At 58.8% G+C, this 15,472-nt stretch carries 15 protein-coding genes; 12 read left to right on the top strand and 3 right to left on the bottom strand.

The features are described from left to right. Positions 1-68 precede the first annotated feature (68 nt). The gene (locus BLU11_RS08060; RefSeq protein ID WP_090272857.1) at positions 69-1,427 is read right to left on the bottom strand and encodes an imelysin family protein; all 1,359 of its coding nucleotides are present in this window, start codon (positions 1,425-1,427) and stop codon (positions 69-71) included. A gap of 172 nt (positions 1,428-1,599) precedes the next feature. Between BLU11_RS08060 and BLU11_RS19250 the strand changes: the two genes are divergently transcribed. The 11 genes from BLU11_RS19250 (at position 1,600) to BLU11_RS08110 (ending at position 12,412) form a co-directional block, all read left to right on the top strand. Beyond that, positions 1,600-1,767, top strand: coding sequence for a hypothetical protein (locus BLU11_RS19250; protein WP_157718635.1), 168 nt, complete (start codon positions 1,600-1,602; stop codon positions 1,765-1,767). A 53-nt stretch (positions 1,768-1,820) separates the two neighbouring features. Next, entirely contained in the window at positions 1,821-2,036 is a 216-nt protein-coding gene (locus BLU11_RS08065) for a dodecin (protein ID WP_090272858.1), read from the top strand. A gap of 199 nt (positions 2,037-2,235) precedes the next feature. Beyond that, positions 2,236-3,696 (top strand): NAD-dependent succinate-semialdehyde dehydrogenase, encoded by a 1,461-nt coding sequence (locus BLU11_RS08070; protein WP_090272859.1) that lies wholly within the window; start codon positions 2,236-2,238, stop codon positions 3,694-3,696. After that, positions 3,697-4,575: a D-hexose-6-phosphate mutarotase gene (locus tag BLU11_RS08075; protein ID WP_090272860.1), complete on the top strand. Its 879-nt coding sequence runs from the start codon at positions 3,697-3,699 to the stop codon at positions 4,573-4,575. Between the two features lie 135 nt (positions 4,576-4,710). Next, positions 4,711-4,782: a pyrroloquinoline quinone precursor peptide PqqA gene (pqqA, locus tag BLU11_RS08080; protein ID WP_063607997.1), complete on the top strand. Its 72-nt coding sequence runs from the start codon at positions 4,711-4,713 to the stop codon at positions 4,780-4,782. A 69-nt stretch (positions 4,783-4,851) separates the two neighbouring features. Next, entirely contained in the window at positions 4,852-5,763 is a 912-nt protein-coding gene (gene pqqB, locus BLU11_RS08085; protein WP_090272861.1) for a pyrroloquinoline quinone biosynthesis protein PqqB, read from the top strand. A gap of 25 nt (positions 5,764-5,788) precedes the next feature. Beyond that, positions 5,789-6,526 carry a pyrroloquinoline-quinone synthase PqqC gene (gene pqqC / locus BLU11_RS08090; RefSeq protein WP_090272862.1) on the top strand — a complete coding sequence of 246 codons (738 nt, stop codon included), beginning with the start codon at positions 5,789-5,791 and terminating at the stop codon, positions 6,524-6,526. Then, positions 6,523-6,801, top strand: a complete 279-nt coding sequence (gene pqqD, locus BLU11_RS08095; RefSeq protein WP_090272863.1) for a pyrroloquinoline quinone biosynthesis peptide chaperone PqqD — start codon at positions 6,523-6,525, stop codon at positions 6,799-6,801. The genes pqqC and pqqD overlap by 4 nt, the downstream gene beginning before the upstream one ends. After that, a complete protein-coding gene (gene pqqE, locus BLU11_RS08100) occupies positions 6,773-7,933 on the top strand; it encodes a pyrroloquinoline quinone biosynthesis protein PqqE (RefSeq protein ID WP_090272864.1) in 1,161 nt (386 codons plus the stop codon). The genes pqqD and pqqE overlap by 29 nt, the downstream gene beginning before the upstream one ends. Beyond that, positions 7,899-9,779, top strand: a complete 1,881-nt coding sequence (locus tag BLU11_RS08105) for an alpha/beta hydrolase family protein (protein ID WP_090272865.1) — start codon at positions 7,899-7,901, stop codon at positions 9,777-9,779. Before pqqE ends, BLU11_RS08105 begins: the two co-directional genes overlap by 35 nt. A gap of 5 nt (positions 9,780-9,784) precedes the next feature. Continuing rightward, positions 9,785-12,412 carry an insulinase family protein gene (locus tag BLU11_RS08110; protein WP_090272866.1) on the top strand — a complete coding sequence of 876 codons (2,628 nt, stop codon included), beginning with the start codon at positions 9,785-9,787 and terminating at the stop codon, positions 12,410-12,412. 8 nt (positions 12,413-12,420) lie between these two features. Here BLU11_RS08110 and BLU11_RS08115 read toward each other — a convergent pair whose 3' ends face one another. Then, positions 12,421-12,843: a group II truncated hemoglobin gene (locus BLU11_RS08115; protein WP_090272867.1), complete on the bottom strand. Its 423-nt coding sequence runs from the start codon at positions 12,841-12,843 to the stop codon at positions 12,421-12,423. A gap of 72 nt (positions 12,844-12,915) precedes the next feature. Beyond that, complete coding sequence (locus BLU11_RS08120) at positions 12,916-13,926, bottom strand: zinc-dependent alcohol dehydrogenase family protein (RefSeq protein WP_090272868.1); 1,011 nt, start codon at positions 13,924-13,926, stop codon at positions 12,916-12,918. A gap of 251 nt (positions 13,927-14,177) precedes the next feature. Between BLU11_RS08120 and BLU11_RS08125 the strand changes: the two genes are divergently transcribed. Beyond that, on the top strand, positions 14,178-15,467 hold the full coding sequence (locus tag BLU11_RS08125; RefSeq protein WP_090276339.1) for a tyrosine-type recombinase/integrase: 1,290 nt from the start codon (positions 14,178-14,180) through the stop codon (positions 15,465-15,467). Positions 15,468-15,472: the final 5 nt, after the last annotated feature.

The following is a 15,472-nucleotide window of genomic DNA, read 5'->3' on the forward strand; positions in this document are numbered from 1 at the left end:
TGGATGGAAGCCCAACGCTGCGCTTCGGCAGCGTTGGGCTTGCCGAGGCGCAGGAGGCTGTTGGTTGATCAGAAAGAGTGGCCGGCATCATCGGGCTGCAGAGATTCAACGCCTACCACGGCGGCGACCTGCTCGATGGAACCGGTCTGTTGCGCCAGCGCAGCGATGGCGTCATTGATGATGGTGGCGCCGGCTTCATTGCCTGGTGCGATCATCATGTCGAAGGCCATGGCAGAATCGCCTTCAGCGGCGTCCTTCATGCGCGTCAGCGCCTGCATGGTGTTGTCCAGATCGCTACGCAACGTCTGGTCCAGTTCGGGATTCTTTGCTGCTACCAGCGCCGAAAGGGAAGGGCCTTCGATGGTCGATCCGTCCAGGCGCTGATAGCTGCCCAGGTAGATGTTCTGGATGCCCTTGCCGTTGTAGTAATGCGAATTGTGCGTGTTGTCGCTGAAGCAGTCGTGCTCGTCTTCGTAAGAGTTGGCTTCAAGAGCGACCTTCATACGTTCGCCCGCCAGCTCTCCCAATGACAGTGAGCCCATGCCAAACAGCATCTTCTGGAATACTTCCTGATTCGGAAGGGCCAGCAGCTCGGCGCGGTAATTACCGGCCTCGTCGTCCGACCACTGCGTGACCATCCACTGCAGATCGCTGACCAGCAGGTCGGTCGCGGCGTCCAGATAGGCGCTGCGGCGATCACAATTATCATTGGTGCAGTCGTCACCCTGGGCAAAATCGGTCACCGGACGTTGACCGGCACCGGCTTCAAACCCATTCATGTCCTGGCCCCACAGCAGAAACTCGATGGCGTGGTAACCAGTGGCGACGTTAGCTTCGGAACCGCCCACTTCATTGAGGTCGGCCAACAGCTGGGGAGTCAGTTTGCTGACATCCAGCGTCTTACCACCGAGCATCAAGCTCTGACTGGCGATCAGATTGGCGGTGGCGCCTTCATTGCCCAATTCATGCTGATAGTCATCGGCAGCGACATAATCGATCAGTCCTTCGTCCAGCGGCCAGGCGTTGAGCTGGCCTTCCCAGTCATCCACCACGACGTTGCCGAAGCGGAAAACCTCGGATTGCTGGTAGGGAACGCGAGCCTCAAGCCAGGCCTGACGTGCGGCTTCCAGATTGGCTTCCACGGGGTCGGCAATCAACGCATCGACAGCCTTGTCGAGCGCCTGGGCGCTGGTCAGCGCATCCTGGTAGACAGCATGGGCGAGGTCGGCATAGTGGTTGGCCACTTCGCTTTCGCTGATATCAGCGGAAGAGGACGCCTGCGGGTTCGAATCGGAAGCCGCCTGCTGCTCATTGGTCTCGATTGCAGGCGCTTGCACAGCCTTATCTTCGCTATTGTCGCATCCTGCCAGGAAAATGGCAGCGGAAATGGTCAGAGCAAGTGAGGTATAGCGAAGGGTGCAAGGCATGGAAGGCGTCCGGTTATTGTGAGAATGATTTTCGTTGCGATTATATGCTTGTATCCTCATATTGCAATAAAGAGCGCAATAAAAATCCTGATAAATAATGATAATTATTCTCATTGACAGATAGCATTGGCCCGACAATACTCGGTTCATCTATCAGTTTCGGAGATTGATCATGACAAAAGTGACCCTGATGGCAGGAAATTCCCGATCCCTGTGTCGCGCCTGGCACGCGTTGCAGGAACTGGAGCGCAGCCGGGATGAGAAATGCAAGGCACCTGGCTGCCCGGTCAAATCCGAGGGTGCGCGCAAGATCCGTAGTAGGCCGAGCAGCGATATTTGAACCAACCTGAAAAACCCCTGCCAAACGCAAGACAAGGCAAAGAGGAGGTTGGTATGTCAGATCATCGCACTTACAAGAAGCTCGAGATTGTCGGCTCGTCGAAAAACAGCATTGAAGACGCCATCAATAATGCCGTCGCCGAATGCAGCAAAAGTTTGAAGAATGTCGAGTGGTTTGAAGTTATGGAAACCCGGGGGCATATCGTTGATGGCAAAGTTGCCCATTATCAGGTCACCGTGAAGGTCGGCTTCCGCATCGAAGACAGTTGACCGGACGATCAAACCGGTGGCCTCTGCGCCGCTGGCTCGCTCCTCCCCGGGTTTTCATTTCTACCTTACCGCAGCGGTTTGCGTCCTTGCATCGCGGTGTCTACTCTCAAAGCAGCGCGGTCGTCACGATCGCGTGCCCATTGGGTTTGCAGATACGCAGACCGAGCGCGGCTCCTTCCATCCAAGCGCAGGAGGACACATGACCCTTTCCCGCCTGAAATCTCCCCGGTTGTTCCGACAGCAATGTTATGTCAACGGACAATGGCAGAACGCTAGCAGCGGCGAGACTTTGGCAGTGGACAATCCGGCCAACGGTGATGTGCTTGGTCATGTGCCGGTTCTCTCGGCGGCGGAGGTGGGTGCGGCAGTGGATGCGGCCTCCAGTGCACTGCGCCAATGGCGTAAACGGACCGCGCAGGAGCGGGCAGACTGTCTGCTGGCATGGCATGATCTGATGCTCGAACACAAGGAAGATCTGGCCACATTGATGACCTTGGAGCAGGGCAAGCCGCTGGTTGAATCCCAAGGCGAGATTGACTATGCCGCCTCCTTCATTCGCTGGTTCGCCGAAGAGGCCCGGCGCATGTACGGTGAGACCATTCCAGGCGCCCGTATTGGTCAGCATATCGTGGTGACCCGCCAGCCGGTGGGCGTCTGCGCAGCGATCACGCCCTGGAACTTCCCCGCCGCCATGATTACCCGCAAGGCAGGCGCGGCGCTGGCCGCCGGCTGTACCATCATCGTCAAACCGGCCAGCGCCACGCCGTTTTCTGCCCTGGCTCTGGCAGTACTGGCGGAGGAGGCGGGAATTCCCCATGGCGTATTCAACGTGGTGACCGGCAAGGCCGGAGAAATCAGCGAAGTGCTGACCCGCAGCCCCGTGGTACGCAAGCTGAGCTTCACCGGCTCGACCGATGTGGGCCGCCGTCTCATGGCCCAATGCTCAGAGCACATACAGAAGGTTTCTCTGGAACTGGGCGGCAACGCCCCATTCATCGTGTTTGATGATGCGGACATCAGCCGCGCAGTAGAAGGCGCCATGGTTTGTAAATTCCGCAATACCGGGCAGACCTGCGTCTGTGCCAACCGCTTTCTGGTGCAATCGGGTGTGCATGATAAGTTTGTCGCCGCATTGGCTGAAGCCATGGGCAAGCTGCGGATAGGTGACGGCTTCGAGCCGGGCGTGACGCAGTCGGCGCTGATCAACGGCGATGCGGTGGAGAAGGTGATAGAGCACTTCGACGACGCCATGGCCAAGGGTGCCAAACGGGTCTGCGGCCCGGCCCCGGACGCTGACCGAGGCAATTATGTGCAGCCGGTGTTGCTGACCGACATCAACACCAACATGACACTATGCCATGAGGAAACTTTCGGTCCGCTGGCTGCGGTGCTGCGCTTCGACACCGAGGAAGAGGCTATCGAACTGGCCAATGCGACCCCCTTTGGCCTGGCGGCGTATTTCTATAGCCGTGATATTCACCGAGTATGGCGGGTGGCGGACGCGCTCGAGGCGGGCATCATTGGTATCAACGAAGGGCTGATTTCCAACCCCATGGCGCCCTTCGGTGGTGTCAAGGAATCCGGTCTGGGGCGAGAAGGGTCGCGCCATGGCCTGGATGAATATACCGAGCTGAAATATCTCTGCATGGGAGCCGAGTGAGTGCTGCAAACCGAAGCGTTACCGCCAGAGGTGCGTCTTGTCAGCAATCAACATGGACGTCGCTTTCTGCAAATAGAACATCCGGCGGTGCAGGCATGCATCGCCTTGCAGGGCGCGCACATCATCGAATGCATTCCCGCTGGGCAGCCGCCGCTGCTGTGGATGAGCCCGATGGACCCGTGCAAGCCGGGCACTGCCCTGCGCGGCGGTGTTCCGGTCTGCTGGCCTTGGTTTGCTGATGAGCGCGACGGCCCCGCGCATGGCATTGCCCGTACCAGCGACTGGCAGTTGCTTGAGGCAAGGGCGGATAGCACCTCGGTACATCTCGTATTGAGGTTGCCGCAGGAGGACATTGCTCGGCAACTGCCGGATGAAGGTTGGACGGTCAAGATCGAATTCACCTTGGGAGTCGCGCTGGAAATAGCGCTCACCACTACTCACACCGGCACCGGACCTCAACGACTGAGCCAGGCGCTGCACAGTTACCTTCCGGTTGCAGACATAGCGAAGGCGGAGGTAACCGGCCTGCAGGGCTGCTGTTATATCGACAAGCTGAATGGCGCAACGCTCACCCAGCAGACAGCTGTGAGATTCGACGCAGAAGTCGACCGGATCTATTTCAACCATAACGCTGATCTGCAGTTACGTTCCCGGACTGACGTGTTGGACATCCACCGGGAAGGGAGCGAATCGGTGGTGGTCTGGAACCCGTGGCTGGAAAAGAGCCGGCATTTAAGTCAGTTTCCGGACGATGGGTATCGCACTATGGTCTGCATTGAGGCAGCGAATGCAGGGCCGGACGGCCGCACGCTCGAGCCGGGCAGCACTCACACGCTGAAAACCGTCATCAGCCGTACGTCGTCGAAACAGAGCCGATGAACGATGTTGTTATCCTAAAACCTACCTCGAAGGAGTGCTCACATAAATAACTTGTAGATGTTATGGTTCAGGTGCTTACTGAGTTGTCGGCAGGTTCCGGCAAGTCTGATCCGTCAATTACTGGAGGACTCAACTATGTGGACCAAACCCAGCTATACCGATCTGCGCATTGGCTTCGAAGTCACCATGTACTTCGCCAACCGCTAATCGCGAGCGCACTGCTTGGCCTATTCGGCATGCTGAATCGGTCAAGCAGTCGCACCTAAGGTCTATACCATGCTGATCCATATTCTAGGCTCTGCTGCGGGTGGTGGTTTTCCGCAGTGGAACTGCAATTGCCGCAATTGTGACGGCTTGCGCAAAGGGCAGATCAACGCCCGACCCCGCACCCAGTCCTCGATAGCAATATCGGACGGCGGCGGCAATTGGGTGTTGTGTAATGCTTCCCCGGATATTCGTACCCAGCTGGAGCAGACGCCTGTGTTGCAACCGGGCCGTTATATGCGAGACACCGCCATCGGCGGTATCATTCTGATGGATAGCCAGATTGATCACACCACGGGGCTGCTGACCCTTCGTGAAGGCTGTCCCCACCAGGTCTGGTGCACGGAGATGGTGCATGAGGATCTGACCACCGGCTTTCCGTTGTTCAACATTCTCGATCACTGGAATGGCGGGCTGCAGTGGAATCGCATAGAGCTGGACGCGGGTTTCACCGTTCCCGCCTGCCCGGCCCTGCATTTCACTCCGATCCCGCTGCGTAGCGCCGCGCCGCCGTATTCGCCGCACCGTAACAATCCGCATCCCGGTGACAACATCGGTTTGCTGGTGCGTGATACCAATACCGGTAGCGTCCTGTTTTATGCGCCGGGGCTGGGGCAGCTGAGCAGCCCGGTCCGCGACGCCATGGCCACTGCCGATTGCCTGCTGGTGGACGGAACCCTATGGCGCGAGGATGAAATGTCCCACGCCGGTGTCGGGACCAAGCTCGGCAGTGAGATGGGGCATCTGCCGCAGAGCGGGGAGGGCGGCATGATCGAGGTGCTGAATGCCTACCCGGAAAGCCGCCGCGTGCTGATCCATATCAACAACACCAACCCGATTCTGGACGAAGACTCGCCTGAACGCGCCGAGTTGACGCGCCACGGCATCGAAGTCGCCCATGACGGGCTGGTGATCAATCTGTAAGGAGAGCAGCGTGTCAGCTGAGCCAATGAGCCGCGCCACGTTCGAGAAGGCCCTGCGTGACAAGGGCCGTTATTACCACATTCACCATCCGTTCCATATCGCCATGCATGAAGGCCGCGCCACTCCGGAGCAGATCCGCGGCTGGGTGGCCAACCGCTTCTATTACCAGCTGAATATCCCGCTCAAGGATGCCGCCATCCTGGCCAACTGCGACGATGCCGCAGCGCGCCGCGAATGGGTGCAGCGGATCATTGACCATGACGGTGAATCCGATGGCGACGGTGGAATTGAAGCCTGGCTGCAATTAGGCGAAGCCGTGGGCTTGAATCGGGAAGAGCTGCTGGATCAGCGCCATGTATTGCCCGGCGTGCGTTTTGCTGTGGACGCTTATGTCAACTTCGCCCGCCGCGCCAACTGGAAGGAAGCCGCCAGTTCCTCACTGACCGAGCTGTTCGCGCCGCAGATACACCAGTCGCGGCTGGATAGTTGGCCACAGCATTATCCCTGGATCGATCCACAGGGCTATCGCTACTTCCGCACCCGCCTGGGTGAAGCTCGCCGGGACGTCGAGCACGGGCTGCGTATCACCCTGGACCATTACCAGACCTTCGAGGCCCAGCAACGCATGCTGGAAATCCTGCAATTCAAGCTGGATATTCTCTGGAGCATGCTCGATGCCATGTCACTGGCCTACGAGCTGGGGCGCGCGCCTTATCATCCAGTTACCGACCAACCCGTATGGCATCGAGGGCTGACTGTATGACATTACCGCCACTGACCGCTGTGCCAGCCTTCAGACCAGGCTATCGGATGCAATGGGAGCCAGTACAGGACTGCCATGTGCTGCTCTATCCGGAAGGCATGGTCAAACTCAATGACAGCGCCGCTGAAGTGTTGAAACGAGTTGATGGTCAGCGTCCGGTCAGCGAGATCATTACCGAACTGCAAGCCTGTTTCCCGTCTGCACCCGCACTGGATGAAGACGTGCTGGCATTTATCGGGGAGGCCCATGAGCAACACTGGATCCGTTTCCGCTGAGCTGCCCACCCGGCCTGAACAGGGACCACCCTTGTGGCTGTTGGCCGAACTGACCTATCGCTGCCCGCTGCAGTGCCCCTATTGCTCCAACCCGCTGGAGTTTGCCGAACACAAGCAGGAACTCACCACCGCGCAATGGATTGACGTGTTCAGCCAGGCGCGGGCGCTTGGCGCCGCCCAGCTGGGATTCTCCGGCGGCGAGCCGCTGGTGCGCGATGATCTGGCCGAGCTGATCAAGGCCGCGCGGGATATGGGCTACTACACCAACCTGATCACCTCCGGCATGGGGTTGAACCAGGCGCGCATCGACGAGTTTCTGGACGCCGGGCTGGATCATATCCAGATCAGCTTCCAGGCCTCGGATAGCGAGGTCAACAACATGTTGGCCGGCTCGCGCAAGGCCTTCGACCAGAAACTGGCGATGGCCCGCGCGGTCAAGGCCGCTGGCTACCCAATGGTGCTGAACTTCGTTACCCACCGGCACAATATCGACCAGATCGAGAAGATCATCGAGCTGTGTCTGGCGCTGGAGGCCGATTTCGTCGAGCTGGCGACCTGCCAATACTACGGCTGGGCGCACCTGAATCGCGCTGGGCTGTTGCCCACCAAGGCGCAACTGGATCATGCCGAAGCCGTGACCAATCGCTATCGGGCCAAGCTGGCGGCAGATAATCACCCTTGCAAACTGATTCTGGTCACACCTGATTACTACGAAGACCGACCCAAGGGTTGCATGAACGGCTGGGGCAATATTTTCCTGACCATCACCCCCGATGGCACTGCCTTGCCTTGTCACAGCGCCCGACAGTTGCCGGTGAGCTTTCCCAAGGTCCCCGAGCATAGCCTGTCGCATATCTGGTATGACTCCTTCGGCTTCAATCGTTATCGGGGCGATGACTGGATGCAGGAGCCCTGTCGCTCCTGTCCGGAAAAACATATCGATTTTGGTGGCTGTCGTTGCCAGGCCTATATGCTCACCGGTGATGCAACCCAGGCTGATCCGGTCTGCAGCAAGTCGCCTCACCATCATCAGATTCTGGCCGCGCGGGCAGAGGCCGATCTGCCCCAGCCACCGATTGAGGAGCTGACTTTCCGCAATGAACGTACTTCCCGAATCATCTGCAAGAGCTGAGCGTGCAGGGTACTGGCACAGTGACTTTTCCGCCGCCGATGCCGTGGCCGCAGGCACTGATTATGCCGATCTGAGCTGTGATGAGCAGCGGGTGCTGTGGGCGGAGTTTTTTCCGGAGGAGGGACTGAATGCCATTGTCGAGTGGACTCCTGGGGGCACGCGGCGCCTGACGCCGCCAGGCTATGGCGTGCGCAGTCGGGTCTATGAATATGGCGGCGGCGCGTTTTGTATCACTGGCGACAGCCTGGTGTTTGTGAACGAGGCCGATCAACAGCTCTACCAGCAAATGTTCGATAGTCTGGACTGTAAGCAGCTGACCTTTGCTGCAGAATGCCGTTACGGCGGCCTGGTGTTCGACCCATTGCGCCAGCGAGTTATCGCTATTGAAGAACAACATGCTGCTGATACGGTCATTCATCGACTGGTCGCGATCGGTCTGCAGGGCACCCGACAGTTACTGGCCGAAGGTTCAGATTTCTATAATAGCCCCTGCCTCAGCCCGAATGGCCAGCGCCTGGCCTGGATCGAATGGCAACGCCCCGAGCTGCCCTGGACCAGCAGCGCACTGTGCTGGACCGAGCTGGACCATGAGGGGCTGCCGGGCCAGGTGGAACGCATGGGCAACAAAGAGTCCGTGCATCAGCCGCTATTCAATGACCGCAACCAGTTGCTGTGCCTGACGGATCGCAGCGGTTATTGGCAGCCCTGGCGACAGCTTACCGACCAGCAGTGGCAGCTGCTGCCATCGCAGGCTGCTGACCACTCGCCCGCGCCAGGGCAGCTCACCCCTCACCATTATCTGGCTTTAGCGGATGGCTGGTTGGCGCTGAGCTGGAGCGACTATGGCTACGGCTGCCTGGCTCTGCGCCATGCTGACAGCGCCGAGGAGCGGCGGCTGGCCGAGGGCTATACGCGTTTTCGTGCCTTGGCGCATAACAGCACTGGTCTGTTCTGTCTGGCCAGCTCCCCCGAATGCAGCGCAGCCGTGTTGCATATCTCCCTTGCCACCGGGGCAATCAGCGTGCTGGCTCAGGCACCCGGCGCGCTACAGGCGGAAGATATTTCCCGTCCCGAACGCCTGTCGTACCTGACTGCCCAGGAGGAGACGGCCCACGGCTTTTACTATCCGCCGCGCAACAGCCAGGTAAAGCTCCCGGAAAATGAGCGCCCGCCGCTGGTGATCTTCACCCATGGTGGGCCGACCTCGGCTTGTTTCCCGGTGCTGGATAATCGCATTCAGTTCTGGACCCAACGCGGCTTTGCCGTCGCCGATCTCAACTATCGCGGCAGCGTCGGCTTCGGCCGTGCCTATCGGCAGCGAATGCAGGGCAACTGGGGAGTGACCGATGTGGAAGACGTGCTGGCTGCCATTGATCATCTGGCTGAGCACGACCTCATTGACCCCGACCGGGTATTTATCCGGGGCCAGAGCGCGGGCGGTTTCACCACCTTGAACAGCCTGGTGCGAGCCAGCAGTCGATTCCTCGCTGGTGCCAGTCTGTATGGAGTGAGTGATCCCCTGCAGCTGCGTGCGGTTACCCACAAGTTTGAAGGCGACTATATCGACTGGCTGATTGGCGACCCGATCAGCCAACCCGAACGGTATCAGCAACGCTCGCCGCTGGAGCAGGCCAGGGCCATCACCACGCCGGTGATTTTCTTCCAGGGTATGCAGGATGCGGTGGTGTTGCCAGCGCAAACCGAGCAGATGGTTGAGGCATTGCGCGAGCGGGGCGTGCCGGTGGAATACGTGTCATTTGATCACGAGCGCCATGGTTTCCGCCAAGCCAAAAACCTGCAGACAGTATTAGAAAGAGAGTTAAGTTTCTATCTCAAGTACCTGTAATCAATATGAATCAGCCACCCAAGCAGAGCAAGTTCTACATGCACCCATTGGATTTCCCACGCACGCCCGACGACGGCCGGCGCTACCAGCTATACAGAGCCCCCTCCGGTTTGCTCTGCCTGCTGATCAGCGATTCGGCCGCCGATACCGCCAGCTGCGTTGTCCAGTTCGGTGTCGGTAGCCATGATGAGCCACAGCATCTGCCCGGGTTGGCGCACTTACTGGAACACATGCTTTTCATGGGCTCGGCTGCCTATCCGCAGGCCGGCTCTTTTCCGCAACTGGTAGGCGAGTGGTCTGGGCGCTTCAACGCCAGCACCGCAGCAGAACGCACCCGCTACCATTTCAGCGTCAGTCCTGCTGGACTGAACGCCTGCCTAGCGCAATTGACCGATATGCTGGCAGCCCCGCTGTTCAGCCCCGAGGCGGTGGCGGCGGAACGGCAGGTAATCGATGCCGAGTTCCATACCCGGCTGGCGGACGACGCGCTGCATGAGCAGGCCGCGCTGGGTCAGGTATTCCATCCCGATCACCCCCTGAGCCGTTTCAGCGCGGGTAACCGGGTCAGCCTGCAGCCGGAACCTCCAGCCCTGGCGCAGGCGTTGCGGCAGTTTCATGCAGCGCATTACCGCGCGCCGAACGGCTGCGTACTCATCCATGCGCCGCTACCGGTGGAGCAACTCATGCTGCAGGCCGACAAGCTGGCTGAGCGCCTGCCGGCATCGGCTCCAACGCCACGGGAAAGCACAGGGCCGTTGTTCTCGCCGGAGCATTTACCCGGTCTGTTGCGCTGGCAGAGCCGGGGTCAGCATGAACAATGGCTGTTGCTGTTTACTCTGGATAACGTGCACGCCCCAGAGGATGCCAAAGCCCTGCGTTGGCTGTGCGAGTGGCTGGCCAGCCCCGCACCTGCCGGCGGGCTGGGTTGGTTGCGGGCGCGGGGCCTGGCTGCGCAGTTGAGGGTGAGCACTCAACGTTATGCCGGTCCGCAAACCCTGCTGCGGATCGAGCTGGAGCCCCTGATTGATGCCAGCGACTATCCGGCACTGCTTGACGGCTTTTTCGGCTGGCTCGAGGCGTTGCGGACAACACCGACACAGGAGTGGCCCCAGACTGCGCGACAACAATTGGCTGACCAGGCCTTTGCTGATGGCCCGCAAGGGGAGCCAGCGCTGCGCTGGTTGACGGCGCTGGCAGAACGTACGCTCTACGAGCCAGCAGAACAGATTCTGGAAAGCACTGGTCACTGGGCTGATCTAGCCGAATCAGCATGGCATAAGCTTCTGACGCAAATTCAGCCTACGCAGTTGCTGCTCGCCCAAAGCCAGGGTGACGGCGCCGCGTTGCTCCAACAAGCAGACTGGACGGATACCCGCTTCGCCTGGAGCCGTCTGGCTTGCCAACCGGACTCACATAGCGCCGACAGGCTACCGACAGCAGACTGGCCCATCTGGACCGTCACGACCCCGGATACAGCGCACGGCGTTGCAATAGCCAGCTTACCGGGGTTGCGCGTGGTTCCCGTCCCGCAAGCTTCCACAGGGCAGGGCAGAGAGACTACCCGTATCGCCTGGTGCTGGCCCTCTGGTACTCAGGATCGCGAGCAGCGCGAACGTCTGATCGCCCGATGGTCCATACAGCTGGAACCCTTGAGCAACTGGACCAACGCCTGTGGTATCAGTCTGTCGTGGCACGAAGCGACAGACCAGATTTCCCTGGAGCTGCAAGGCCCACAGCAGATGCTTTGGGCCGCAGCCTGCGCTGCGCTGGCTGCCTTGACGCCGCAACCTGATATGACACTGCAGCGTCTGGTCGAGCACCGTCATGCCAGAACCGAGGATCAGCGCCGCCATGCCTTGCCTGCCTATCGTTTGCTGGACGAGCTGGATGTCGTATTGAATCCGGCACCTGACCACTCTGCGCCGACTACCGAGGCCGATCCCACAGTAGCCCAGATAGCCTGGCTGTATCCGGAGGGTTGGCAGTCGCAGCAGTCAGGGGCGCTGGCGGCCAGCCTGCAAAGGCTTTGCCCGCAACTGAGTCAGGAGTTTCATTGGCATCCGCCGAAGAGTCAGCGCTTGGAGGAGGGCACCGAGATCATTCAGGTGGATTGCCAGCACGCTGACCGGGCGCAGATCCTCTATTGTCAGGCCAACAGCGACAATATCTCTGAACGCGCCGGTTGGCAGTTGTTGCAGCAACTGATCAGCGCATCCTTCTTTGACCAGCTGCGCACCCGGCAACAGCTCGGTTACTGGGTGGTTGCCCGGTACCATGAAGTGGCCGGTACCCCAGGGCTGATGCTACTGGTGCAATCGCCGAGTCATGATCATGATCAGATTGAGGCGGCGATAACCGCGTGGATGGAAAGCGAGCAGGCCCGCCTGGCAGCATTGCCCTTTGCTCAGATCCAGCAGCAGGGGCAAAGGCTGGCGGATCATTTGCGAACGCAGTCCACATCACCTGCCGGTCAACTGGAGTTGTATTGGGCGCGCGGCCTGGGCCTGCCGGACGCCTCGATCAGTGAGCAATGCCTGGCTCTGGAGCAACTAAGCCACGAGCTATGGCAGCAGACGCTACAGGATTGGCTGGGACAACCGCGGCGCTTGCACCTGTTCAGCCAGTTGGTGTAATCCGCACCTCACACGGGTGTTTTGCGCTGCACAGAGACGATTCGTTCCGCCGGCACACGCAACTGGCGCAACAGGTATTCCTTGAATTCAGGAGCGTAGGGCTGCAGATCGATGGCTTGGGCCATGCATCCCAGCCAGGCATCCCGTTCGGTTTCACCGATCGGCCAGCTGGAATGGAACATGGGAATGCTGATCGACCCATAGCGCTCCTGAAACAGTTTGGGACCACCAAGCCAGCCGCTGAGAAAGCAGGCCAGCTTGTCCCGGGGCATGGTCAGATCTTCCGCATGCATACCACGGATATTCTGCGCCTGTGGCCAGCTGTCCATGATGCGATAAAAGTCGTCCACCAGCCGTCGAATTCCCTCAATTCCACCGGCTGCCTGATAGGAGGCGTCTTTGGTGCCGTACAGTGGTGGGTGCTCAGACATATTCATTTCCTTTCGAGGGCAGGGGAGTAGTGCCGCAGTTTTAGCAGTACGGCACCATTTCGCGGAGATTGCCTAGATATCGAGGACAATCTTGCCAAAGTGCTGATTGGATTCCTGATAGCGAAAAGCCTCTACCATGGCATCCAGATCAAAATGGCGATCCACCACTGGCCGCATGCCATTGGCGTCAATGGCCCGCACCATATCCATCTGTTGTTGGCGACTACCCACCAGAACACCCTGCAAACGCAGCTGCTTGGCCAGGGCCGGGACTATGGGAAGATCACCGGCCACGCCGCTGAGAATACCGATAACCGCAATGTGGCCGCCGACCCGGGCTGCTGCCATGGATTGCTCCAGCGTAGCCGGGCCGCCCACATCAAGAATGCAGTCAACGCCGCCAGCACCAGCCAGTTGGCGCGCGGTTTCACCCCAATTGGCGTCCTTGCGGTAGTTGATCAGATGATCAGCACCCAGCTCCCGCAGACGCTCCAGTTTGGCATCGCTGGAAGAGGTAGCAATCACCGTTGCGCCCAACATCTTGGCAAACTGCACAGCAAAAATGGAGACGCCACCGGTTCCTTGCACCAGAACGGTGTCGCCGGCTTTTACCCGCGCATCATCTACCAGAGCGCGCCAGGCGGTAAGACCTGCCGTGGTCAGCGTGGATGCTTCGGCATGAGTCCAACCTGCGGGCGCGAGGGTGAATGAGGTGGCCGGGGCGGTGACCGCCTCGCGGGCATAACCGTCAATTCCATCGCCGGGCACCTGGGTAAAACCCTCAACATGGGGACGACCATCGAGCCAATCGGGAAAGAAGGTACTGACCACAGCATCGCCAACCTTGAATTCCGTCACACCAGAGCCAACCGCGGTAACTTCACCAGCGCCATCAGCCATGGGGATGCGCTGTTCGGTCGGGCCCCAGATGCCACTGACGACAACGTAGTCGTGGTAATTCAACGAGTTGGCACGAAGACGAACACTGATTTCTCCAGCAGCCGGGGCAGCATGCTCGCTCGTACTGACAATAACCTTATCGAAACCACCGCCAGGTTGTACGTAGATCGTCTTGTTGCTCATGTGTATTCCTCGAACTGCTGAAAGGGTTGTCTATTCTATCACCAAAGGGGAATCGGGGCTCAGGCGCACCAAATGTGGGACAGGGAGCCGCAGATGAATACGCAATTTAACATAATATAGATTATGCGAGCTATAAGGCGAGCAGTCATTCCTGCGTTATTTCGTTTCCGATATTAGCCATTATCGGATATTGCATGTGTGTTAATCTGTATGCCTGCTTCATCATATCTGTGGCTCTGGATTATTTCGTCATGTCCCAACCGGTTCCCTTGTTTGATACCTACAAGAATTTCCAGTTTCTCACCCGCCACAACCTGGACGGCGAATTGTCCGCCGTTCTGGATGCCTTCGAGAGATTCTCCAATCCAACCGAGGCCATGGATGGTTATTCAGTGGTCAAGCTGTTCCTGAAATCCTATGCGGCCAATCAGGCCACGTTCAACAGCTACCGCACCCATGTCGAGCGTTTGTTGTTGTGGTCACTGCTGGTGTGCAAGAAGCCTATCCTGCATCTGCGCCGTCAGGATGCTGAAGCTTTCCTGGAGTTCTGTCTCAATCCACCTGACAACTGGGTCGGTCCGGTGACCAAGGCGCGCTTTGTGCGTATCGGTGGCCGCAAGAAAGCCGATTCCGATACCTTTGTGATCAATGTCGATTGGCGTCCGTTCAACTACACGGTGAGCAAGGCCACCCGCAAACTGGCCGATGAAACTGATTCCGCCATGCCGGAGATTCAGGCCTATCAGATGTCGCAGACCACTATTGCCCAGGTATTCACTGTTTGCGGCAGCTTCTACCAGTTCTGTATTGATGAAGATTACACCGACGCCAACCCATTTCGCGCGGTCAAGCAGAAATCCCGATACAAGCAGAGTGTGGTTTCCCAGGTGACCAGTCGCTCGTTGACCCAGCTGCAATGGGAGTTCGTGATCGAAACCGCCGAACACATGGCTGATCAGGAGCCTGAGTTCCACGAGCGTACCTTGTTCATTCTCACCACGCTGTTTTCGATGTACTTGCGGGTGTCGGATCTGACTGGTCGGGATAATTGGCAGCCGACCATGGGCAGTTTCAAGAAAGCCGGAGATAACTGGTGGTTTCATGTGGTGGGTAAAGGCAACAAGGCGGCCAAGGTGAGTGTCCGCGACAGCTATCTGCCCTACCTTGTCCGTTATCGCACCAGCCTGGGGTTGACTGACCTGCCCTACCCTGGTGAACAAACGCCATTGCTGTCTTCACTGGATGGCCGCACCGGCTTGTCTGGTCGAAGGATACGGGAATTGATACAGATGGTGTTTGATGCGGCTTGTGCACGCATGATTGCGGAAGGACTGCATGAGGATTGTGACGCTTTGCGGGCAGCCAGCCTGCATTGGCTGCGACACACTTCGGCGACACTGGATGCGCCGTTCAGGGACATGAAGGACTTGCAGGCGGATCTACGTCATGAAAGCCTGTCCACCACCCAGGACAGTTATTACGACTCGTTGGATGACCAACGGGCCAGTTCGATCAAGGCGATTCCGATCAAGGGCCGCTAGGATCC

This window comes from Halopseudomonas litoralis, assembly GCF_900105005.1.
GTDB classification, from domain to species: domain Bacteria; phylum Pseudomonadota; class Gammaproteobacteria; order Pseudomonadales; family Pseudomonadaceae; genus Halopseudomonas; species Halopseudomonas litoralis.